19 protein-coding genes and 2 pseudogenes are annotated in these 23,453 nt (G+C 44.9%); 19 read left to right on the top strand and 2 right to left on the bottom strand.

Annotated features, from left to right (window positions below; translation table 11 throughout):
- Window positions 1–54 precede the first annotated feature (54 nt).
- Entirely contained in the window at window positions 55–771 is a 717-nt protein-coding gene (locus D829_RS0119775; protein ID WP_017690660.1) for an NPP1 family protein, read from the bottom strand.
- Between the two features lie 525 nt (window positions 772–1,296).
- Between D829_RS0119775 and D829_RS0119770 the strand changes: the two genes are divergently transcribed.
- From D829_RS0119770 to D829_RS33025, 19 genes and pseudogenes are all read left to right on the top strand, one after another.
- Entirely contained in the window at window positions 1,297–2,178 is an 882-nt protein-coding gene (locus D829_RS0119770) for a diacylglycerol kinase (protein WP_017690659.1), read from the top strand.
- A gap of 617 nt (window positions 2,179–2,795) precedes the next feature.
- Window positions 2,796–4,574 carry a 23S rRNA (uracil(1939)-C(5))-methyltransferase RlmD gene (gene rlmD / locus D829_RS0119765; protein ID WP_017690658.1) on the top strand — a complete coding sequence of 593 codons (1,779 nt, stop codon included), beginning with the start codon at window positions 2,796–2,798 and terminating at the stop codon, window positions 4,572–4,574.
- A gap of 1,394 nt (window positions 4,575–5,968) precedes the next feature.
- Window positions 5,969–6,208, top strand: coding sequence for a phosphopantetheine-binding protein (locus tag D829_RS0119755; protein ID WP_017690656.1), 240 nt, complete (start codon window positions 5,969–5,971; stop codon window positions 6,206–6,208).
- Entirely contained in the window at window positions 6,205–7,698 is a 1,494-nt protein-coding gene (locus D829_RS0119750) for a class I adenylate-forming enzyme family protein (protein WP_081595052.1), read from the top strand. The genes D829_RS0119755 and D829_RS0119750 overlap by 4 nt, the downstream gene beginning before the upstream one ends.
- A 49-nt stretch (window positions 7,699–7,747) precedes the next feature.
- On the top strand, window positions 7,748–8,803 hold the full coding sequence (locus tag D829_RS0119745; protein ID WP_017690654.1) for a hypothetical protein: 1,056 nt from the start codon (window positions 7,748–7,750) through the stop codon (window positions 8,801–8,803).
- Window positions 8,804–9,180: 377 nt separating this feature from the next.
- Complete coding sequence (locus D829_RS0119740; protein ID WP_206537065.1) at window positions 9,181–10,122, top strand: NAD-dependent epimerase/dehydratase family protein; 942 nt, start codon at window positions 9,181–9,183, stop codon at window positions 10,120–10,122.
- A 13-nt stretch (window positions 10,123–10,135) separates the two neighbouring features.
- The gene (locus tag D829_RS0119735) at window positions 10,136–10,387 is read left to right on the top strand and encodes an acyl carrier protein (protein WP_017690652.1); all 252 of its coding nucleotides are present in this window, start codon (window positions 10,136–10,138) and stop codon (window positions 10,385–10,387) included.
- Window positions 10,384–11,742: a hypothetical protein gene (locus tag D829_RS0119730; protein ID WP_017690651.1), complete on the top strand. Its 1,359-nt coding sequence runs from the start codon at window positions 10,384–10,386 to the stop codon at window positions 11,740–11,742. The genes D829_RS0119735 and D829_RS0119730 overlap by 4 nt, the downstream gene beginning before the upstream one ends.
- A 44-nt stretch (window positions 11,743–11,786) precedes the next feature.
- Complete coding sequence (locus D829_RS0119725; RefSeq protein WP_017690650.1) at window positions 11,787–12,902, top strand: hypothetical protein; 1,116 nt, start codon at window positions 11,787–11,789, stop codon at window positions 12,900–12,902.
- 27 nt (window positions 12,903–12,929) lie between these two features.
- Window positions 12,930–14,024: a radical SAM protein gene (locus tag D829_RS0119720; protein ID WP_017690649.1), complete on the top strand. Its 1,095-nt coding sequence runs from the start codon at window positions 12,930–12,932 to the stop codon at window positions 14,022–14,024.
- A 42-nt stretch (window positions 14,025–14,066) separates the two neighbouring features.
- Window positions 14,067–15,245, top strand: a complete 1,179-nt coding sequence (locus tag D829_RS0119715; RefSeq protein WP_017690648.1) for a radical SAM protein — start codon at window positions 14,067–14,069, stop codon at window positions 15,243–15,245.
- Window positions 15,246–15,277: 32 nt separating this feature from the next.
- On the top strand, window positions 15,278–16,282 hold the full coding sequence (locus tag D829_RS0119710; RefSeq protein WP_017690647.1) for an ATP-binding cassette domain-containing protein: 1,005 nt from the start codon (window positions 15,278–15,280) through the stop codon (window positions 16,280–16,282).
- On the top strand, window positions 16,260–17,069 hold the full coding sequence (locus D829_RS0119705) for an ABC-2 family transporter protein (protein ID WP_017690646.1): 810 nt from the start codon (window positions 16,260–16,262) through the stop codon (window positions 17,067–17,069). The genes D829_RS0119710 and D829_RS0119705 overlap by 23 nt, the downstream gene beginning before the upstream one ends.
- Window positions 17,070–17,073: 4 nt before the next feature.
- Window positions 17,074–17,886 (top strand): ABC-2 family transporter protein, encoded by an 813-nt coding sequence (locus tag D829_RS0119700; protein WP_017690645.1) that lies wholly within the window; start codon window positions 17,074–17,076, stop codon window positions 17,884–17,886.
- 40 nt (window positions 17,887–17,926) lie between these two features.
- Window positions 17,927–18,775 (top strand): FkbM family methyltransferase, encoded by an 849-nt coding sequence (locus tag D829_RS0119695; protein WP_017690644.1) that lies wholly within the window; start codon window positions 17,927–17,929, stop codon window positions 18,773–18,775.
- A gap of 5 nt (window positions 18,776–18,780) precedes the next feature.
- On the top strand, window positions 18,781–19,734 hold the full coding sequence (locus D829_RS32590) for a class I SAM-dependent methyltransferase (protein ID WP_017690643.1): 954 nt from the start codon (window positions 18,781–18,783) through the stop codon (window positions 19,732–19,734).
- 46 nt (window positions 19,735–19,780) lie between these two features.
- Window positions 19,781–20,815, top strand: a complete 1,035-nt coding sequence (locus tag D829_RS0119685; RefSeq protein ID WP_017690642.1) for a hypothetical protein — start codon at window positions 19,781–19,783, stop codon at window positions 20,813–20,815.
- A gap of 434 nt (window positions 20,816–21,249) precedes the next feature.
- Window positions 21,250–21,936 (top strand): annotated as a pseudogene (locus D829_RS33030) (AIPR family protein).
- A pseudogene (locus D829_RS33025) lies at window positions 21,863–22,273 on the top strand (methyltransferase domain-containing protein); the annotation flags it as partial. The pseudogenes D829_RS33030 and D829_RS33025, both read left to right, overlap by 74 nt.
- A 125-nt stretch (window positions 22,274–22,398) precedes the next feature.
- On the opposite strand, the gene D829_RS0119665 reads toward D829_RS33025, so the two are convergent.
- Entirely contained in the window at window positions 22,399–23,340 is a 942-nt protein-coding gene (locus tag D829_RS0119665; protein ID WP_017690638.1) for a 2-dehydropantoate 2-reductase N-terminal domain-containing protein, read from the bottom strand.
- Window positions 23,341–23,453 lie beyond the last annotated feature (113 nt).

Raw genomic sequence — 23,453 nt, 5'->3', positions numbered from 1 at the left:
ATAACTTCATAACGAAATCCCCCTCAAGTGAGCTGCCACTTGAAGGGGATTTTTTTATCTGAACCAGGCCTTATTTAAATTGTTGGTAAAATTGTTATCGTTGAAAGGCACGTTGGCGCTACCGAAGTTTGTCGTGTTGAGTGCATTTCGTGCCGCAGAAGTCAGATCGTCCCATCCGATTAAAGGCTGAGTTCCGCCAACAGCATTAGTAACGCCAAGCTCATGGTTCAGCGGCCAGGTACTATTATAGGAAATCAACGGATGGTTACCTTGTGTATTGGTATTGCTCGGTGTGACGTTGGTGAACTGGCCGTGACCGGAATACGCAATGGAGAGAATTTGGGGATTGGCTGCTGCCGGATTATCTACCCACACGACGATTCCTTCCCAGTCATGACGATGGCCGAGTCCGGAAGAAGGAGAGTCTTTGGGGAAATACCACGAATACATGATGGCCCACACCCCATTGTGCCAGGCGGAACGGGAGTAGATCTGTCCTGTACTTGAGCTACAGTTTCCATTCGATGACCCGGATGTATTCAAGCCAGCACTGGTATTGCCCTGTTGATCCACTGCGGGAAAAGGCACACAACCATGATAGACCTTCAAAAATGGCTGAAAACGTTTGGCTGCTTGTTGCATTACGGTGACTGGTGAGACTTCCTGGAATCCGACAACCTGATCATGATTGATTTCTGCCGCTTCAACAACGGTGACCCAAGGAATACATGCCATAAGAAAGACCAGGAGCATTAACACGATTTTTTTCATTTACACTTCTCCTTCAAGGGTATGATGTGGTGCTAAGTTGAGGGTTCACTAAAACTATATTGGAAAAAGGTTTATGTTATTTATCTTTTCATCTTAAGATTTGTAAATTTGTAGCATATCTATGTCATAATCAGATGAAGATCATCGAAATTGAAGACTAATTCCTGTCCAAGCGGGCAGAATGGTTGATTAATGAGACTATTTTACATAAAAGGTAGTGGGGAAGATTCAGGAGCGGTGCGTGAGGTTTATTGGGTAATAGGCAGATTAGTGGGCACGGTTATGTTAAAATATACTTATACATTACAGGCTAGGACATCTTTACATTTGATGATATGATAGGAGTTAAAGGCTTTGGCATGAGACGGAATTCCTGATGCATAGATATAGGTAAGACGAAAGATTAGAGCAACATTAACGCAAGTTCATTATTGTGTAAAAAATATTCCCTTTTGTGGACTGATGCAACGTAAGAATATGAGGTCGTTTAGACTCATGGATAATGTGGAATAGGTGGCGTATGAGATGAAAAAAGCTCGCTTAATATATAATCCGACCTCAGGCCGGGAAGAAATGAAGAAACGTCTGGCTGATATTTTGCAGCGTTTGGATCAAGGTGGTATTGAAGCTTCATGTCACGCAACAACGGGTGAAGGAGACGCAACCCGGGAAGCTGAACTTGCGATTGAGCGCGGATATGACATGATTATTGCTGCTGGTGGCGATGGCACGTTGTACGAGGTTATTAACGGTATGGCTGAGCGGGAGAACCGTCCTCCGCTGGGTGTGTTTCCTTTGGGAACAACGAATGATTTTGCACGTGCACTCGGCATTCCGAGACAGTGGGAAGATTACGTGGATCTGGTCATTAACCAGCAGCTTCGTCCGCTCGATCTGGGCAAAGCGAATGATAAATATTTTATCAACATCGCCGGCGGCGGCTCATTAACTGAATTGACCTATGAAGTGCCGAGTCGTCTGAAAACGATGATTGGGCAACTGGCCTATTATATGAAGGGTATTGAGAAAATGGCGAGCCTGTCTCCTCAGGAGCTGATTATTCGTGCCGACGGTCAGGAAGAGATCCATGATGAATTCATGTTATTCCTCATCGCCAATACCAATTCGGTCGGTGGTTTCGAGAAGCTGGCTCCAGGTGCAACCATTGATGATGGTCTGTTCGATGTGATCGGTGTCCGCAAATGTAATCTGGCTGATATGATCCGCCTCGTAACGCTCGCGCTGCGTGGGGAGCATCTGAACGACAAAAAAGTGGTTCATTTCCAGACGAGTCATATGGAAGTTACGTCGCCAGGTTATGTGCAACTGAACCTCGATGGAGAGTTGGGCGGCACATTGCCAGCTACATTTACGAATCTGCGTCATCATCTGATGTTGTATCGTTAAACTTGGCGGAGAATGTGGTCGCTTGCGTTAAAGTTAACGATGCCTAAGTAGTGGTTGCACAGCATCGCACAAGTGGTGAGGAGAGTTGGATCCAGCTCTGCCGTAAGGCGTGATGGAAGTGTATTTTCCAGTTGCTGTGTACGGTGGGATCGCGTATAATCTCATGTGGTCACCATGCGTTGAGCTGATACAGGGCACATTGTGGTGATTGAGTGAACGTGAACAGCGAACAGTGAAGTATTGAACAGTGAAAGTTAAAAGTGTTGGTCTAGTTCGATGGCACTGCGATGTGGTACATCTTGCTGAATGTAACAGTTTGGTCGAGTGCCGGCTGGCGGCTAACGAACTCAGAAAGCCTTAATGTGGCGAAATCGCCGAAGTTGCGAATCTAACGAATCTCAGTATCGTTATTTTGGAGAAAATGACCGAAAAAGGTCGGGAAACACCATCCGAACTTGATATAACGTTTCTGAAGTTCATTAGAAATTCGGAACGTTATTTTTGATGTGAATAAGGTGTGCCAGGTTCGTTAGAATCGGGAACAAAATGAAAAATAGAGATTTCTCCCTCGCCTGCATAGGCAGGGTACTATATAAGAAGAAAGAAGTGAATGTACGTTGTCTAATACGAACCGCAGCGGTCGTGGAAAAAACCGCCGGAATTCGGCTGCCTCTCAGGGGCAAGGGAACGCTTCAGCGTCCCGTCAGCCAAGTCAATCATCTCGTCCATCTACACGTCAGCAGGGAAAAGAGGTGCGGCCACAAGGCGCATCTCTTTCTGCCGTTCGTCCAAAGGGGAGAGCGCGTGAATCTGCACCAATCGAAGGTCTGCCCGTTAGCAAAAATGAAGAGACCGTCATCGACATCATTGGCATGAATCATGACGGTGAGGGTGTAGGTCGTGCGAATGGATACACGCTCTTTGTGCAGGGTGCGCTTCCAGGTGAAACAGTACGTGTACGCGTGATGAAAACCAAGAAGCAGTATGGCTACGCCAAACTGCTGGAGATCGTGAAAGCAAGCCCGGATCGTGTGTCCGCGCCATGCCCGATCTACGATCAGTGCGGCGGTTGCCAGATCCAGCATATGAGCTATGCCGGGCAGCTTGCGTGGAAACGCCAGTTGGTCGTAGATAATTTGCAGCGGATTGGCAAGTTGAATGTGATGGTGGAGGATGCGGAGACGTTGGCATCCAATGCGCAGGATGATAAAGAGGGCGCCGAACAGCGCGTGCAGGATGACGCTTCAGTTGGTGATGCGAATCAGACGACTGAACTGGCTCCATCTGAAGTACAAATGAATGGCAGCAATCGTATTCGACTTCGTCTCGAAGGTGTCATGAACGAAGAGGATACGGAGAAGAGCATTCGTGTACTCCCTACGATGGGTATGGACGAGCCGTGGCGATATCGGAACAAGGCACAGGTGCCGATTGGAGCTACTGAGGGTGGTCTGGTAGGTGGTTTTTACGCTAAAGGAAGCCATCGCATCATCGATATGGAGAGCTGCCTCATTCAGCATGAACACAATGACGAAGTGGTCGCGAAGGTTAAGGAGATCGGCAGTCATTTTGGAATTAGCGCATATAACGAAGAGACAGGTCGTGGCTTGCTGCGTCACGTTGTCGTCAAGAAGGCATTCCGTACAGGCGAGATGATGCTTGTTCTGGTCACCAATGGTCGAGACATTCCGTACAAAGACGAATGGATTGGCAGTATCCGTGAAGCGATTCCGCATGTGGCAAGCATCTGCCAGAACGTGAACAAGAAACAGACCAACGTCATCTTTGGCGATGAGACCCGCGTCCTGTGGGGCCGTGATGTAATTTATGATTATATCGGTGATGTGCAGTTTGCGATCTCGGCGCGTTCGTTCTATCAGGTGAATCCAGTGCAGACGGAAGTGCTGTATGGGAAGACCGTAGAGTACGCAGGACTGAGCGGTAAAGAGACGGTAATTGATGCCTATTGCGGCATCGGAACGATCTCTCTTTTCCTGGCACAGCATGCAGATCAGGTGTACGGGGTAGAGATTGTGCCCGAAGCGATTGAGGATGCGCGTAGCAATGCTCTATTGAACGAGATGCGCAACGTCAAGTTCGAAGTTGGTGCCTCTGAGGACGTCATCCCGCGCTGGAAAGAACAAGGCATCGAAGCTGACGTCATCGTTGTCGACCCACCACGAAAAGGCTGCGACCCGCGTTTGCTCGATACCATCCTGGAGATGAAGCCGGAACGCGTGGTTTACGTGAGTTGTAATCCGAGTACGCTGGCACGTGATCTTCGTGTGTTGGAAGATGGCGGCTATCGCACCGTGGAGGTAACGCCGGTGGATATGTTCCCGCATACGGTGCATGTGGAATCGGTGGCGATGTTAAAATGGAAGGGGCAGGATTAATTCCTACGCCTCTCGTTGTTCCAACTTCCTTATGGATTGAGGACGGGAAATATGTAATGTATGGCTTTGATTGAACCGTCTTTAATAACTTCATTTTTTTGAATAAGTCTTTGAAGTGCCTGCTTAAAGACTTGTTGACCTTCAATTTGAAGTTCGGTGAAGCGGGATAATTGCTTTATATAGGCACGGAGTTGTTCTTCCGTGTCTTTTTTTGTACCTGTAATAATGAAGTAATTACTGATTTTGTACACACCCTAATCCTAATACAGATAGAGGTGAAATTTCTTGAACTATAGGGGCATAGATCTCATCAAGTAGAAGCTTCTTATCATCACGCTTGTAGCCAAATGTGGGTAGAGAAGCCTTGTAGGGCGGTTCGTGAAAATATCATCTTCATGTGGCTCGCCGCTGGCCAACAGCCAGACTTTCGTACCAGTAACCTCTTTCTTTCCGAACGGATGAAAGAGGTTACTGGAAACCGTGTTTACCCATGTGCTAGAGTTATAACTGATTTCGATTGGACGTCAAAGCGAGGCAAACTTCATTAACTCAGCTTTGGACGCTGATACACGTGATTCTGTATCGTGTTCATGAGCGATTCCAGTTTGAAGTCGAGCCGTTCTCCTTAAATGATTGACGTTCGTTCTTGACAGCCCCACAGCATGCGTTAAATATCTCCTTATCAATATCTCCGCTCGTCTGTTTCCTCGTAAGCTTAACAGTCCCTAGACGAAAACACTTCGACATTGTGGTTATGAAGCATTCTGACAATGTTTATTGTATTGGGCGTATTCTCCATACACATTTTGAAACAATCGCAAATGAGAGAAACAACCAGATGACGAATGGAATTCCAGAGGGCATCAACGGGCTTTTTCAAAACTGTTGACAATTGGTATATTTGTAATTATATTAAATATATCGAGCGCTTGGTGCTGTAAATCTACTGGTGTAAACGCTACCAAGCAAAACTTTACGCAATATAGTTCAATCCCGTCGAGGAAGAAAATGGAGAGTTGATGGTGTACTTAGTCCCGGTTTTGTACACGCACTGTCCATTTACGAGTGACATTCATCGTAGTTTTGTAGAGCATTTTCAGCAACGCTTCATTGCTTGGGAAAATGCTTTTTTCTTTAGGCTTTGCGATGTTGACGAGGGAACCCTCAAGTATTTCCGTCGTTGTACTCTTCGCGTCAAGCTTTTTATGTCCTGAACCGTGTCATAATCCACCTCCAGCATGAATTGCAGCATCTCTGCAAACAACTCTTTCAGTGCAAATTCACCTTGTCCATCGTTATGAACTTATTCTTCTTCAAAATCACTTTCACTTGCTCATCACGTATACTATCCTCTTTAATCAGCCTTTCTAAAGATTATCTAACGGGGGAATATGATGTCTAAATCAATAGAATCTATCTTGAGAGATGAAATTTTTGCTGAGCTGGACATCGAGTATCCGGAAGGCCACGATACCCGTTTGTTGGACCAAGGGATCGATTCAGTAGGCTTCATCAAGCTTATTGTTTTAATGGAATCGAAGTTTAACATCTCGATCCCTGATGAAGATCTGTTATTTGAGAAGTTCTCCACGGCTGGATTAATCCTTAATTATTTGACTGTGAAAACGCTATGATGACTATCATTCAGCGTCTATTTCTGGAGGCCTCTGATCGCCAAGATCATATTATCCTTGAAGATCTAAAGCAGCAATGGACTTACGCAGAAGTGATGACAGAAGCTTACTTGATTTCTTTATATATCCACAAGAATTTTGAACTTGAGTCCGGAAGTCATCTTGCATTATACACAAATAATGAGCCCTTGTTCATTATTGCGGCGCTTGGCATTCAATTCTGCGGTTATGTGTTAGTACCGGTTCCTTATTCGGCATCCAATACTGAAATTGAAAATATTTTAAATGCCAGTGACGCCAAATTGGTTATCAGCAAATATGCACAGCCTGCGCATTTAAATTGCGACATTCCTTGGGTTACCGCTCAGGATTTATCGCAAGAACCAATGCCTTCGTTCGAATCGATCTCGTTAACAAATCAGTCCGATCCCAATCAATGTGCGATTCTCCTTCCTACATCGGGCACAACCGGAAAATCTAAAATCGTTATGTTATCCCATTGGAATGTATTAACGAATGCGTTGGCACATGGCGGAAAGGTGGGGTATACGGATCAAGATTCGTTTCTTGTAACGATGCCCGTTCATTTCAGTTCTACGATTGTCACGCAATTGATTTCTTGCATGCTATATGGAACCCGAATTAAACTTATCAGCTTGCCCTTGCTGCCGCGCACAGCGTTTAAACTGTTTCAGAATAAGGCGGTCACGGCATTCTCAGCGGTGCCTACGCAATTGATGCACTTTGTTTCCGATTTCCATCAGACAAAGAACTGGAGTGCCTTTGATTCAATTGAATTTATTGTAATTAGCGGTGCGGCGATTCCCGCGAAATTAGTAGACCATCTTCAGACTGTATTTCCTCACGCGGACATTATTCAAACCTATGGATTGACTGAAGCTTCTCCGCGAGTGAGCATGATGGAACGGGGAGAGCGCTGCTTATCCTGTGGATCACCCATAAATGACGTTTCTATTCGTCTTGTTGACGAAGAAGAGAATGAGGTTGAAGGAGCAGCTATCGGAGAAATTTGGGTCAAGGGCCCGAATGTGATGCTCGGTTATTACAAAAACCCGGAGTTAACGAACGCTACCATTGTTGAGGGTTGGTTAAAGACAGGAGATTTGGGATATTGGAATGAATCAGGGTGTCTTATACTCACAGGTCGAAAGAAGAATATCATTATATCCGGCGGTATCAATATCTATCCGGAAGAAATCGAGGAATTTTTGTACGGCTTGAAAGAAGTTGAGGAGGTCATGGTTATTGGTGTACACGATGATCTGTTAGGCGAAGTTCCCATCGCATTTCTGAAAGTTTTTAATGAATGCCTTGTTGATATAGATGCACTGACACGACATTGCAACTTGCATTTGTCATCGTATAAAGTGCCTAGACAATGGAGGATTATAGATAACATTCCAAAAACAAAAACAGGAAAACTGGACAGGGCAAGTACGAAGCGCTTATTGCTAAATGAGATATACTGATTCGGAATCCTTAAGCCATTTAACCAAATAACTAGGGGTGAACGAAAGGTTGAAGAATTCAACTCAAACGTTAGGCAGAAAAATATTGCCGGTCAGTTATCCGATGATTACAACCTATACGCAACATGCTCATCTCTTGTCCATACTTACCCATTACGAGTGCGCACACCCATGGATATTTAGCAATTATATCCAATTGTTTATTAACAAAGATTATAAACATCATTGGGGAGATTTTTATTTTCCTGTGACTTATGAGCTACGGCCTTCGGATGCGTGCAAATGGATTACTACTCAAAAGATACATAGAGATACTGTAACAACTAAATGGGACTCTGTTATTCATTTTATTATAGAAAATATTAATGCTAATAACTATGTCCACACCATGATCAATTATTTCTACGTGCCCCTAAGCGATCGCTACAATAAACTTCAATTGCATCATGACATATTTGTTTACGGCTATGATTTGGATAGAGAGATGTTGTATGTTTCCGATTTCTTTAAGAACGGCGTGTATAGTCAGGCTGAGATATCATTTACTGATTTCAATCTTGCGTTCGACACGAATCATCTAACAACCAATCATGATTATCTTAGAGAAATGGTTTATCTGTATAGATTCAATGATCAATATCAGGATAAATTCAGTTCAGATACCCTAGTGAATTCTATAAGAAATTATTTCACTAAGCAAACGCCGGAGTATTGGCAGATGTTCAACTATGGGGGCGACAGGGATAATCTTGACTTCGGCATGCAAATATACACAACTCTATTAAATTATGCGAAAGAGACATTGGAACATAAGGTTATGCTTGATATAAGACCCTTTCATTTACTTTATGATCATAAGAAGATAATGACGCTAAGACTCAAGTACTTGTACGATAATCGGAATTTAATTAAATTAAATCAAGAGCATATAGATGAATTCACAGCCATTGAACTTAAGGCAAAGATCCTTGTGAATCTAGCGATTAAATATAATTTGACAAAGGATACGAGTATTTCCGAAAGCTTACAAACGCTGATAACGAATATAGAAAATGAAGAATCCATATTCCTTGAACGATGGCTGAAGAAGGTAGGCATTCAGTAATGTTGAGGGAGCAGATGATGTCAGTTGTGGATATCTCTTCTTGTACCCGAATAGAATCCTTAACCCGAAGCCGGTGGTGATCAGGGCATATTTATGGAGGGAGTGATGCCGGGATTATAATCGTTGCGATACAGCGTATTGAGTAAGCCAAACCGTTGCTCTTGTTTTAAAGATTCCGTTTGCTGACAGCCTATTGCCTTCTTGTCTTTCAACGATCCGCATTGCTTCAAGCGCTTTTTTCCGGCACAACCACAGCGAATCCACTCACCTCAAGAATCTCTCCTAGAATTTGACCCGACATCTTGTGATTCATGCATAGAACCATATCTGTTCGATTGAATTAATAGTGGTTTCACAAACCTTAAGCAAGGGGGGGGATCATAATATTCATTGTATTAACAGGAGTCGCAGGTTTCATCGGTTCCAACCTTGCCGAGAGGCTGCTGCGGGAAGGCCATACCGTTATCGGCGTCGATAATTTTCTGACCGGGTCTACTGTCAACATAGACAATCTCTTACGGTCGCCAAATTTCAAGTTTATCGAGCATGACGTCATTTATCCGCTCGCAATTGAAGGCCCTGTCGATTGGGTGATGCATTTTGCAAGTCCTGCCAGTCCGCCCAAATATTTGTCCTATCCGATCGAAACGATGAGGGTCAACAGCGAAGGGACGATGCATCTGCTGTATCTGGCCAAAGAAAAGCAGGCTGCTTTCTTCTTGGCTTCAACAAGCGAGATCTACGGTAACCCAACTGTTCACCCTCAGCCGGAGAGCTACTATGGCAACGTGAATTCGGTTGGAGCAAGAAGCTGCTACAACGAAGCGAAGCGGTATGCAGAGGCGATCACCTACTGGATGAACAGGAAATACGGTGTACCGGTAAGGGTCATTCGGATCTTCAATACATTCGGCCCGAAGATGGATTTAAATGACGGACGCGTCATTACCAATTTCATTAATGAAATCATGTCCAAGCAAAACCTTACGATTTATGGCGACGGCAGACAGACGAGAAGCTTTCAGTATATCGACGATTTGCTGGAAGGGATTGTGAGACTGCTGAGCACCACGTATGAACAGCCAGTCAATTTGGGGAATCCGGAGGAAGTCACCATACTTGAAGTCGCCCAAATATTGAAGGAGCTAATGAAGTCCAACGCGCAGTTAGAGTTTCTCCCGCTGCCGGAAGACGATCCAAGGAGAAGGAAGCCGGATATTACCATTTCAAGGACGATTATGGACTGGGAACCGGCGATCAGTTTGCATGATGCACTCGCTAGAACGATCCATTATTACCAGGGTCAATATATCCATTAAACGGGAGGTACCTATGCAAGAACAGATCATAGCGTTGATATGCGAAATCAAGGAAGACGCCCAACTGGCAAACAGTTTGAACGAGCATTCGAACATCATGGAAGACGGGGGATTGGACTCTTTACAGCTAATTACTTTTGTACTACAGGTGGAAGAGCGTTTCGGTATTGAAATCGATTTTGAACAATTCGACTTCAATCTTATGGAGTCGGTAACGACCTTCTGCAATTATATCTCGGAGCTGCAGAAAACAGCGCCTGTATGAACGATAGACGCAAGTTCGAGCTCATTATGGGGACATTTGATGCGGAACGCTTCTGGCGCGACCCTAATCTAGCCAAACTGCCGTCGTTTCACGATCCTGAAATGGAGAATATCGTGATGGCCATGGATGAGCTGCTCTTCCCATTTTGCGAGGCGCAGGATAAGCTCATTACTCGCTATCGAATGAACGTTTGCCATAAAGAGTATTTGCATGAGATCGGATTTAAATTTCTTTCCAATTCAACCGATCTCGAGAGTCCTGATGTAGGAAGCGTAGGCAGAACCGCCAATATATTCGACCTGCTCACATCAGCCGATCGAATGGGTGACATGGATCTCTACTTGCTGGACGGCGCCCGGTTGTCGCCCTTTGCCGTCATTCCGGGGGCGGATCGTACTGCAACGCGTTACGGGCTGGAACAGGATTTTCCAGCTATCGAAACGGTTCAGACTGTCAATTCGAAGCTGTATTCAACCGAATTGAACCGTCGCCTTGATCTTCGGTGTGACAGCCAGACGGTCTATTCTCCCGAAGAGCTGCTGGCAAGCGGCTTGACTTTGCTGAATCAAGGACCCTTCCTGATCAAAGATGAGTTTGGGGTATCCGGGAAAGGGAATTTGCTGATCGAGTCGGAAGCGATTTTGCAGCGAGTCACATCTTATGTCGCCGATCAGTGCAGCAAGGGAAAAACGGTTCGGTTTATTATTGAGCCGTTCCTCCGCAAGGAATTGGATTTTTCTTGCCAATTCCACATCGATTCGGACGGTACTTACCGACATATCTCAGTGCAGCAGTTGGTTAATCACAATTTCGCTTACCAAGGCTCCTATACAGCAGACGATAGGTTGCTTCATATGCTGCAGGAAGCGAAGTATTTTGATGTAATGAAACGGGCGGCTCGCGAGCTTTATCGGTCGGGTTATCACGGCGACGTATGCGTCGATTCTATGCTGTTGACAGACGGCCGCATCGTTCCGATTGTTGAGGTGAATGCAAGAAGATCGATGAGTCTGATCAAGCATTACGTTGACCGCTACCTGAAGAAGCACGACACGGCCGGGAGCATGACGCATGCGACTTTACAGTTTGCATGCGATGTATCATTCGATCAATTGCTTGAATCGCTGGACCGCGAGGGTGTTCTATATAAGCCTGATCGAGGATTCGGTATTTTACCGTTAAGCGCGAATACGCTCCTTATTAACAAAGTTGTCAGCGAGTGCAAGGGGATCCGGAATAAGCAGGTGAAAGGCAGATTATATTATTCGTTGATCCAGGGGGAATGGGATAACGAACGATTGACCGCTAAGGTTAAGGAGGTGCTGTCGTCGTTATCCTTCAAGATCGTTGGCTGATTCAGTCCGAAGCGCTTGAAGCCATGAATGGAGGAAGAAATTTTATGGGTAAGCGGATAGTGACGATTCTATGCTCGGGTTTCGGTCTGGGTTTCTATATTCCCGGTCTGTTAGCTGCAAGTGATTTCGAGAATAGGGATATCGCGACGGAAGTGCTCGTGTTCGAAAGCTATTTGGAGCAAGACAAGATGGATCATATTGTAGACAGCAGAAAGGCTTACCACAATAATTTCGCACTTGCCAATTTATCGGCCCGAATGCCGATGGATATACGCAACAGCATTGATTATGCCCAGGTCGAGCTATTGCTGGAGGCGTGGAAAGCGGAAGACCGGTACGAATTCATATCGTTATCCGGACACTGGATCTATATTCTGGATTTGTATAGGGAGAAGATGCTGCCGAATCAAATTCATGTAGACCTGCTCTACGTCGATTCAGATCTGGCCCCGTCTTGGAAGAGCTTGAAGAAGTTTCATTCTAGCTATGACGAGTATTATTACAATGCTTGTCTCTATGACACTGACAAGATGGAGATTCGATGCGAAATCCCAGTTCTTCATCGTACTGCACTGCCCTTCGACTCAAGGAAGCGGCGGCTTGTTGTTCATGGCGGCGGCTGGGGGATGGGCACTTATCAAAGTACAATTCCAGAGCTTGCCGGCCATAACTATGGGCTTGATATCGTAGCTTACGATTGGAAGGAAGCGAAGCCCGACCCCGATCACCGATATTGGATGAATGATCCGGAATGGTGTGCATGGGTGAAGAGTGCGAACGGCCTGCACGAGTTTCCGCCATACATCGAAATAACGGGAGAAGACACGAAGTCATACGCCGCTGAGGTTGATCATCATTGGTTATTCGATATCGCTTCGGAGGCGATGGCTATCGTGGCCAAGCCGGGAGCGGGCACATTAATCGACTCGCTTGCATCCGAAACCCCTCTTATTCTGCTGGAGCCGTTCGGAAGTCACGAGCTTAGCAATTTGGAATTGTGGGAATCACTGGGGTTCGGAATACGCTACGAGAAGTGGCGGGAGATGGATTTTTCCGTAGAGGTCCTTAGGGAGATGCATCAAGCGATCATGAACAGACCCGGAGAACGGACGAATTATGTGGATCATTATTGTGCGAGAGTCGCGTTAACGAAGGGGTAAGATTTCAATGGCAGAAGGGGTTATGCGATGAGTGTAAACAAATTGAGTGTCGTCCAAGATAAGACAAAGACAAGCTATCCGAGATGGATCGTCATGCAGCTGTTGGAGGAGTGTAATTTACGATGCAAGATGTGCTATGAGTGGGGACTCGAAGGGCCCTACAAAAGCAAAAAAACGTTAGCGCATCTGGATCCGGATCTCATTAAAAAGATCATCGTCGAGTGCAGCCCGGGCAAGCCGTATTACGATTTCTTCGGCGGCGAGCCGCTGATGTACCCTTGGCTGAGCGACATTCTCGCCATGATCAATCACTATGGAAGTAAAGCGGACTTCCCCACGAACGGCACATTGCTTGAGCAGCATGCCGAGATGCTTGTCGAGACTGCTCCAAATAAGATCTGGATGTCGCTCGACGGCCCTGAGGAAATCAACGATAAGCAGAGAGGCAAAGGCGTATTCAAGAAAGTAATCAAGGGGATCGAGAAGCTTTATGAGCTTCGGGAAAGCAAGGGCAAGCAATTTCCGAAAATGGGTGTATCCTTTATCATTACGCCCTTGAACTATATGTACGTTGAGGAATTTTTCTTTAAGCATATCGACTTGTCAATGTTGGACCATATCAGCATGGAAGTGCAACTCTATGCAACGGAAGAGCAGTATGCCCAATATGTGGAGGTTCTTAGTGACAAATTCGACGTTCATGAAGCTCCTTATGCCAAGGGGATGGTGTGGCGGGACACCAGTTCGTTCAGCCAGATCGATATTCCGGAATTGACGAGACAGCTCAATAATGTTAAAGCGTATTGCTTGAAAAACAGCATCCATGTGATCACCTATCCGAAGACGATAGATGAACAAAATTTGAGTAACTATTTCTCGGGGCAATTCCATCAGATGGCTGATAAACGAAATCGGTGCTCCCTTCCATGGGTTTATGCGGAGATTACGGCAAGGGGTGACGTTTCGCCCTGCCATGCCTTCTATGATTTGACCTTCGGCAACGTGAACGAAGAGAGTTTGCTGGATATCTGGAGTAGTGACAAGTACAAAGATTATCGCGCGTATATGAAAAAAAATATGCTTCCGATTTGTACGGCTTGTTCAAGGTATTATATCTATTGATTCATGTGAATGACCTAATAAGTTTAAGAAGGGTGTGTTGATATGAATCCAAAATCAGAGATTAAACATTCCCCAAAGGATTTGCAAATATTGAAACGTACTATCAAGAATACGGTGGAAACAAAGCGGAACATGGAGAAAATAGCGGGTTACGCGACACCGTTGCCAGAGTCGGTCGGGATTAAACTGACGAACCAATGCAACTTGCGCTGCAAGCATTGCTATCAATGGAACGACACCGGCTACCATCACTTTATGACACCGGAGCAGCAGCGGGAACAGCTCGACTACGGGCTGCTGGAGAAGCTGATCCTTGAGACGGAACCAGCCAAGTCGAGACTCTATATCTGGGGCGGCGAGCCGCTCGTATACAGCCATTTCGACCGTTTGGCCGATTTGCTTGAAGCCCATCCTCGCGAGACGACGATCTGCACGAACGCGATGCTGATCGAGCGAAAGCTGGACGCCTTGCTGAGAATCTCCGACAATCTGGAGCTGCTCATTGCACTTGATGGATTCGAAGAAGAGAATGATGCGCTTCGCGGCAAAGGGGTATTCAACAAGGCGATAGATGCTATTCGGATGCTAGTCGAGCTGCGCAAGGAAAACCGATTCAGGGGCAAAATTACGATCCATACCGTCGTTAACGATGCTATGACCGACAAGCTTTACGATCTGCTGGACTTTCTGGAGGACGTCGGTGTAGATATGGTCATGGTCTGCTTCCCGTGGTACATCTCGGACGAATGCACGCAGGGAATGGACGATTACTTTGACCAGAAGTTCGACTTCCTTCCGGCGAGCGAGCACAAGGGCGAACGAAGCTGGCACGCCTTTAACTACAAGCTCGATCCGGAGCGTATCCCTGCTTTGATGAGCGAGTTGGACCGGGTGAATAATCGGGTCTGGAAAATGCGTTTACGCTACCAGCCGAATCTGGATTATGACCAGATCGAAGATTTCGTGCTCGGCAAAGAGGTGAGGAGTAAAGGCACGATGAACAAGAAGTGCCTGGCTCTCTCGAACCGGATGGATATTACGCCCGATGGAACGATTGTTGCATGCAAATTTTTTAAGGAGTTCGAGATCGGCAAATTAAATGAAGCGTCCGTACAGGAATTATGGCACGGCATGACCTACAGAAGGATAAGGGAAATGATGGATGAACGACTGACACCGGCATGTTCCAAGTGCAGTGTCTTGCATTTGCACGGTGTTTAACTATTCTACATGAGCATAAATGAGGTGAACCAGTGAGCATTATCCAAGTGGAACGCTTATCCAAAAGCTTCAATTACTACGAAAAAGAATTGGGTTTCAAAAAATCGCTAAAAAATTTAGTGAAGCGGAAATCACTGATCAAAGAAGCGGTTAGCGAGATATCACTTGTAATCGAGCAAGGCGAGATGGTCGGGTTCTTAGGCCCGAACGGTTCCGGCAAAACAACTACGCTTAAGATGCTGTCCGGCATCTTGTATCCGACAAGCGGGCAAGCTACGGTATTAGGCTATGTCCCTTGGGAGCGAAAAAAAGAATTCAAGATGCAGTTCTCGATCGTGATGGGGCAGAAATCGCAGTTGTGGTGGGATTTACCGGCGAACGAATCGTTGTACCTGAACAAATGCATTTATGAGGTCGAGGATAAGCCCTACAACCTTGTCCTGGATGAGCTTACGGAGATACTTGATGTTAAAGATCTGCTCAATATTCAGGTACGTAGGCTTTCGCTGGGGGAACGGATGAAGATGGAGTTAATTGCGTCGCTCATCCACCGGCCTAAGGTGATTTTTCTGGATGAGCCTACAATCGGACTCGATCTGATTTCGCAGAAGCGCATTCGGGAGTTCCTGAAGTATTATAACCAGCAGACGAAAGCAACGGTCATTCTGACAAGCCACTATATGGCGGATATTGAGGATTTATGCAAACGAACAATCATCATCAATCAAGGGAAGATCGTATACGACGGCGATCTTCGGCGTGTGAACGAGCTGTTTCATGCAAAAAAGATCATCAAGCTGCAATTTACGGACGAAGTGCCGAGGCAAGCGCTAAGCGACTATGGCGCTATCATGCAACATGACGGCATGAATGCCGTCATGGAGATCGATAAGCATGACCTCCAGCGGCTTTCCAAGATGATGCTGGACCGGTTCCCGATCCTTGATTTCACAGTTGAAGATATACCTGTCGAGCGGGGCATCGAAAGCTTGTATCAGAAAGATGGGGTCAGACATGAAAGCCTTACAGAAGTATAAAAGGACGTACATCCTTGCGCTTCAGAATGCGATGGAGTATCGGACCGATTTCTTTATGAGTATCATCAGCGGCGGCTTCATCATTCTTGTCCAATGCTTCCTCTGGACGGCCGTGTTTCGCAGTTCGCCGCAAGAGATTATTAATGGCTATACTTATTCACAGATCATCATTTATTCCGTGTTGTCCGGCGTCGTCTCCAAGCTGGTTTCTGCCGGCTTCGAAGGGGAAATCGCGAATGATATCAAGACGGGTGGACTGAGCAAATTTATCGCTCAGCCCATTCATTATTTCAGCTATCGGATATGCAATTTTTTCGGTGGGAAAACGGTTCAGATCGGGGTCGTCCTTGTCTTATTCGTCATACTGATGATCGTTTTTACTCAGATTTGGGGGTTTCAGCTTAGAGGGGTGCAGATCGTTATGTTCCTGGTCAGCATTCTGTTCGGACTGCTCATCAACTTCCTGCTTTTTTATTCGATTAGTGCTCTCGCGTTCATCATTACCGAGGTTTGGGGCGTTTATATCGCGTTCAATCAAGGCGTCTATCTGCTAAGTGGTGCCATCTTTCCGCTTAATATTTTCGGAGATACGTTTGCCAGAATCTCCAGCTATTTACCGTTTCAATATGTCGTATTCTTCCCGGTTAACATCATCAATGGGAGCATGGCGATTCATGAAATCGTGCGCGGACTCCTCTTACAAGCGGTCTGGGTAATTGTGCTTATGATGATTTCGAAGTTGTCGTGGGATTCCGGGATGAGGAAATATGTAGCCGTTGGAGGTTAGATCTGTGAGTATCAGCTTGACGGAGTTTCGGAAGCATGTACGTATGTTCTTTATTTTCGCAAAGAACAGCTTGGTCGGTTACATGGAATACAAAGCGAATTTCTACTCCGGTTTGATCATGGAGACCGTATTTCTGTTTTCCAAGCTGATCTATATCTTGTTCGTTTTCCAGCTCGGGATCGAAATCAATGGCATTTCTCCTGACCAGATGTTGATCTTCACGGGGACCTATACGATTATGATCGCAATCTATACAGGACTGTTTATGGATAACTTTTATAGATTCGCCGGCCATATCCGCAACGGGACGCTGGACTTGTATATGACGAAGCCGCTTTCGCTGCAGTTCATGATTTCATTCCGGCACGTTAACTTCGCGTTTCCGATCCCGAACCTGATCGCCGGGATCACGATGATCGTACTGGCTTGGCGGCGTCTTGACATCGAGCCAAGCTTGATCCACGTGGCCGGATATATCGGCGTGATCTTGAGTAGCACGATCGTGACCTATTCGGTGCTTCTACTTCCGCAAATCCTTGCCTTCTGGACGGTGAAATCCGGTTCGATCTTCGAAATACTCGACAAATGTTGGGATTTGAACAATATGCCGATGTACATATACCCCAAATGGCTGCGGAGAATAGGGCTGTATGTTGTGCCGATCTTGTTCATCACCAACATGCCGTCGGTTTATTTGATCGATCGATTGGACTTGTTCCTTGGGATATGGATTTTTGTAGCTCCCGTTATATCGCTTCTAGTGGTCAGGCTGTTCTGGAAGCTGGCCGTCAAACGCTATGAAAGCGCCAGCAGTTAGAGAAATGCCCTACAAACAAATTGTTGAGAAGGTGAATTGAATGAGCAAGACGGAGCATGAGCGTCATCCATTGCAGACAGAGGCCATTACAAAGAAACGGCTGCACAACGGGATTGAAATCTATCAAAACAACGAAGGAGAGACCGAGTTTCTCTACAACGAGATTTTCCAAAAGGAGATGTATTTCAAGCACGGGATTACGCTTCCGGATCATGGCACGGTCCTGGACGTCGGGGCTAATATCGGCATGTTCAGCCTATATGTCAGCAGCAAGAGTGACTGCAGGGTGTATGCCTTTGAGCCACTGCCTCCGACGTTTAAACTCTTGAAGATGAATACGAGCTCGCTTCCTCGCGTAACGACGGTTAACGTCGGGCTTTCCAATGAGATCAAGGAAGCGGAGTTTGCCTATTTTCCTACGATGTCCACGGACTCTGTCCAGATCAAATACAGGGAGAACCACGATCAAGATCTCCGATACGGGTTAATCAACCATTACGAAGATAATTTCGCTGACCCGCGAATGCTAAACCGCTTTGTCGATCATCTTATGTCGCCGAAGCTTCTGAATGAACAAATCTATCGTTGCAAGCTAACTACGATCTCCGAAATGATCCGTTTTTATGATCTGAACCAAATTGATCTTCTCAAAATCGACGTGGAAAAAAGTGAGTTCGAGGTGCTGGAAGGAATCAAACCGGAAGATTGGGGCAAAATCAGGCAAATTGTAATGGAGGTACACGGACTGGACGGAGAGCAGATCAGCAGGCTCGAGAACATCTTCCAAACCAACGGCTTCTATGCCGTGATCGATTACTACGAAGATTTGAATATCCCAAATTACTATAATGTGTACGCGTTGAATCAAATGCATACGTCGGCTGGGTGATAGTCATGCTACAACATCTACATGCAAGGTTGGTATGCTCCAGCTGCAAGGGCGTGCTGGTCCAGTCGGAGGCATTGCTGCAATGCTGCAGCTGCGATGCGGTATATACGAACGATGACCGTTATGTATCGATGCTCGACCGGCGTGAGCAGTATGTCCACCCTTCCGAATGGAACCGGAAAGAGGCTGAAATTCGGGATTATAGCGAGATTTCGCACTCTCTTGCGCTGTCCGGTATAGGCCGATTCGCCACCTTCTTAAATTATGGTTACGTCCCGCACGGGAATGAGCAACATGCGGTGATCGAGCCCGACGATGCATGGAATAGAAACTCGGTCAAGCTGCTGCTTGAGACAGTGGGCAGGACGGCGATTCGGGAGCGGCAGGTGATCGACATCGGATGTGGCAGGGGAGGGAACATAGCAGCTCTGTCTAAATATTTCAAGCCGCTGTCTATTGTCGGTCTCGACATCTGCCCGGCGAATATTGCCTATTGCAATGCCAAATCCCGAGGGGGTGAATCTTTGTATCTCGTCGGCGATGCGGAGAATATACCGTTTGCAGACGAGAGCTTCGATGTGGTGTTAAATATAGAATCCGCACATGCCTATCCGAACCGATCACGATTCTATGAAGAGGTGTACCGGATAATGAGAGTTGGCGGCGTATTTCTGTATACGGAGCTGATGCTGGGAGATCAGGTAGCGCAGAACATCAGGCTGTTAGAGGAAGCAGGCCTGTCTGTAATCCGCAATCAGGATGTGACTTCGAATGTTCTTCTATCATGTGATGAGAGTGCGAAGCAGCGTACTGGCACACAAGGGATTGCGAGCAACGCCAAAGCGAGCACAAATATTGGAGATATCAATGAATTCATCGCATTGCCCGGCTCGAAGAAATATGAAGAGATGAAGGCTGGAACGCGGCAATACCGTATGATGAACCTTGTTAAGAGGTAATATAGCCGTAATATCAACAATAATTTTAGTATAGGAGAAATATTTTATGGAAGAAATTATTTCCCTGGACACCTTTCAGCCCTTCGACGGCATGACAAAAATGTATCCTCATCATAATTTTCCTTATTTTAATTGCGGCTACAATTTGTTGTTAACGCTTGCCAGATATTTTGAAAAAGATGAGTTGCCGATTTTGAATAATGTTATTAGTATTTATAGATTTGATAAACAAAAAATACAAACAAGAGGATATTTCAAGTTAGAGGTGTTGGATCTTGAGGAGGGAGATCAGATCCTTGAGGAAATGGGGATCTCTATTCGTAAAAAATCCCCTGAACTAGATACGTTACAAGATGAGATCATAAACTCTATTTCAAGTGGTCATCCGATTTCCATATTTATTGATTTATTTTATCAACGCGGGAGAGACTTTTACTATAACAAAAAACATGGACTGCACCCTGTTTTTGTCTATGGCTTCAATCTTACGAACGAGGAAATATATACGGTTGATGATATTACAGAATACAGACAATATTCTCTGCCATTTTCAGAATTTAAATGGTCATGTATGACTTCGGAACACGTAAAGATGCCAGACTACTTTTGGGAATATGCGCTAGTGCCCCCCGGTAATCATGAGATCTTGAACAATAAGAATTTAGCACACACAACCATCAATACATTCGTAGAAAATATGTGCAGGTATCAAAATGAAATAACGGAAAGTTTGAATAATATACTGTTGTTGGCAGAAAATTACGAGCTCATTATAAAAAATGAAACGATTATAGAAACACTGAGCAGTACTATTTATAGAAAATGTTCTGAGAAATACAGGTTAAATACTCTCTATAAGTACAACATTGATCATATCAATGCAAAACATACGCTTGACCCGTTATTGGACCAAATTATTCATGACTGGAAGACAGTAAGGATCTATTCGAATAAAGCCATCATGTCCCAAAAGTTCACTGGGGAAATCATAGACAAGTGCATTGGTTTATTTACAAAAATATATACGAATGAAGTACATTTTAATAATCAATTATTCTTAATGTTAAAGGCTTTCAGGTAAAATCACATCTAATATTGCTAGAAATGAGCCGCTTCAACAGGCATACTGTGCATGTGTCTTTTCATCGTATGAAAACCGCCGCGAACAGAGAAGCCGCCGCCGCTGTCTGCATCAACACTTTAAACACAAACGGCAGAGATGCCGTGTTTTTTTTGATTTTGTTACAGCACACTAGTCATGTGGAGTGTTACTCACTGTTGGTCAGGAAAGACTAATAGTTGAGATGTATTGGCGGAAATAGCAAAGAGGGGCAATTAACCCCTCTTTTTCTTTTTCCCTCTGAACTACCGTGTCCCGTTAGTTCAACGAGGCCGTCTTATCTTTCATTTATGACAGGTGATGATCTTGTAAAGATCTATGATTAATTCGGACAGAGGCTTTTTGAGCAAAATGTAAGGACTTTTCTTCAATTTAAAGGTGGTGTTAACAAAGGAATTCGAAATTCGATCGAATACTATGCTGAATTGTTCTTTGCTTACAACAACGGAATCACAGCTACAGCTATTGAAGTAGAGTTTGATGAGCAGGGAAACATTAGTAAAATCATAGATTTTCAAATTGTAAATGGTGCTCAAACTACATCATCAATTTATGCAGCTAAGAAAAATTCTAAATTAGATGTATCAAAAGTCTCAGTTCAAATGAAATTATCAGTAGTTAAAGAAAAAGAGAAGCAATATAATTTTGTATCAAAGGTCTCGGAATATGCTAATACTTAAAATAAAGTAAATAGGTCTGACTTTTCTCCAAATAATCCATATCATAAAGAAATGAAAAGCAATTCACAGCGTGTGTGGGCTCCAAATATAGGAGGGTCACAACGCAGAACACATTGGTTTTATGAAAGAGTAAGTGGAGAATATCTCATCGAACAGGCATATCTGACAAAAACAGAAAAAACTAAATTTCAGCTCGAAAATCCGAAAACTCAACTCATTGAAAAAACCTCTCTATCTAAGAGTGAAAATTCTTGGCTTAAAAAGCCAGATGTTGTATCCAAGGGGGCGCAGTATAGCTTTGCTTCTTTCGCAGATTACATCACAGAGTGGAACGAACTCTCTTTTCCTGGCGCAACATGCGGATCAGGTATACGGGGTGGAGATCGTGCCCGAAGCGATTGAAGATGCTCGCAGCAATGCGTTCTTGAACGAGATGCGTAACGTGAAGTTCGAAGTTGGTGCTTCCGAGGACGGTATTCCATGCTAGAAAGAACAAGGTATTGAAGCTGATGTGATCGTAGTTGATCCACCGCGCAAGGGCTGTGATCCACGTTTGCTGGAAACGATCCTGGAGATGAAGCCGGAGCGAGTGGTGTATGTGAGTTGTAATCCGAGTACGTTGGCACGTGATCTTCTTGTGCTGGAGGATGGTGGCTATCGCACAGTTGAGGTAACGCCGGTGGATATGTTCCCACATACAGAGCATGTGGAGAGTGTAGCGATGTGGGTTAGGGTGTAGTGTTTTGAAGCTACATTTACCTGTTTTAATAAATTACTTTGCCCGAAGCTTCTAAAGCTCGGGCTATAGTTGTTATAACCATTAGTAGAGTTGATGTTGGTCTGAACAATATCAAGTTTTCCAGTTTATCCTTTTTCAATAGCTTTGTGTTGTTGCTCAGTGTTTGCAAATGCCGCAGTAAGACGTGGTGAAGGTATACCTAACTTTTTTGCTTCTCTCACAACTTCAAGTACTGCAAAACCGGCTTTACTATTGTTGTATTCAATGAAAAGTCGCGGTAAGTTGCCCTTTGCAAAAATAACCTTGTTAAACAGCGTGCCGAGAAGTGCTGATGGAATTTTGGTCAACAGTAGAGTAATCGCGTCCATCTTTGCGCCTCTTGCTTTAAGTACAGGTGCCATTTCCCGCATATTCTTACCAACATTTGCGAATGAGTCACGATGATTCATAAGTGCTGGAAAACTTCCCCGTTTTAACACCTCGGCCTCCATCGCCGCATTCATGGCAAAGTGATTCCATAGCCAGCTTTGCATATCCTTTATCCAATTGATTTTAAAATGGGCGCTTTCAAATAGTTCTTTGACCTTGTTGTTTATCTGTTCCGTGCCTACACGTGGTTTTTCCAGAAATATCGTTTTTAAGAAGCCGCCCCTAAGCTTATTGTCCTCAATGCCGCCTCCTGCTCCTGGGAAACCAAAGACAACATTGTTCATAGACAAGGGCAAGATCGATGATTTTAAATCCTGCCAAATATTATTGAATATAAGGATCGGGGTGTTACCCGCGGTAGTCGATAGTAATTGTGCTGCTTCGGGAAGTTGTTTCGTGTTGACACTCGCAATAATAAGATCGTAATTTGGGCTTATCTCCTCATGCAGCTTGACTTTCCAGTTTTCCTTGATTAACCGTTTCGCTCTTCGTGCGTCCCACATTTCAAGCGCTATATGACTTCCGAAGGTTTCTTTTCTCCCTTTTCTAACGTAAAACTCAATGGTGTGGCCTGCCTTTTCGAAAGCCCACGCGTATTGGGTCGATATTACACCTCTACCGAAAAATAAAATTCTCATCTTAGCCTCCTAATAATCAATATTCATCCTTGTTGATGATCCAACAACGTGTTGTATAATATTATTGTATTGATTCACTATACGGTCATCAACCATCAGATTTTTAATATCTG

The sequence above is a fragment of the Paenibacillus sp. PAMC 26794 genome, from assembly GCF_000316035.1.
Lineage (GTDB): Bacteria > Bacillota > Bacilli > Paenibacillales > Paenibacillaceae > Paenibacillus.
This window is presented reverse-complemented; position numbering and strand designations above follow the sequence as displayed.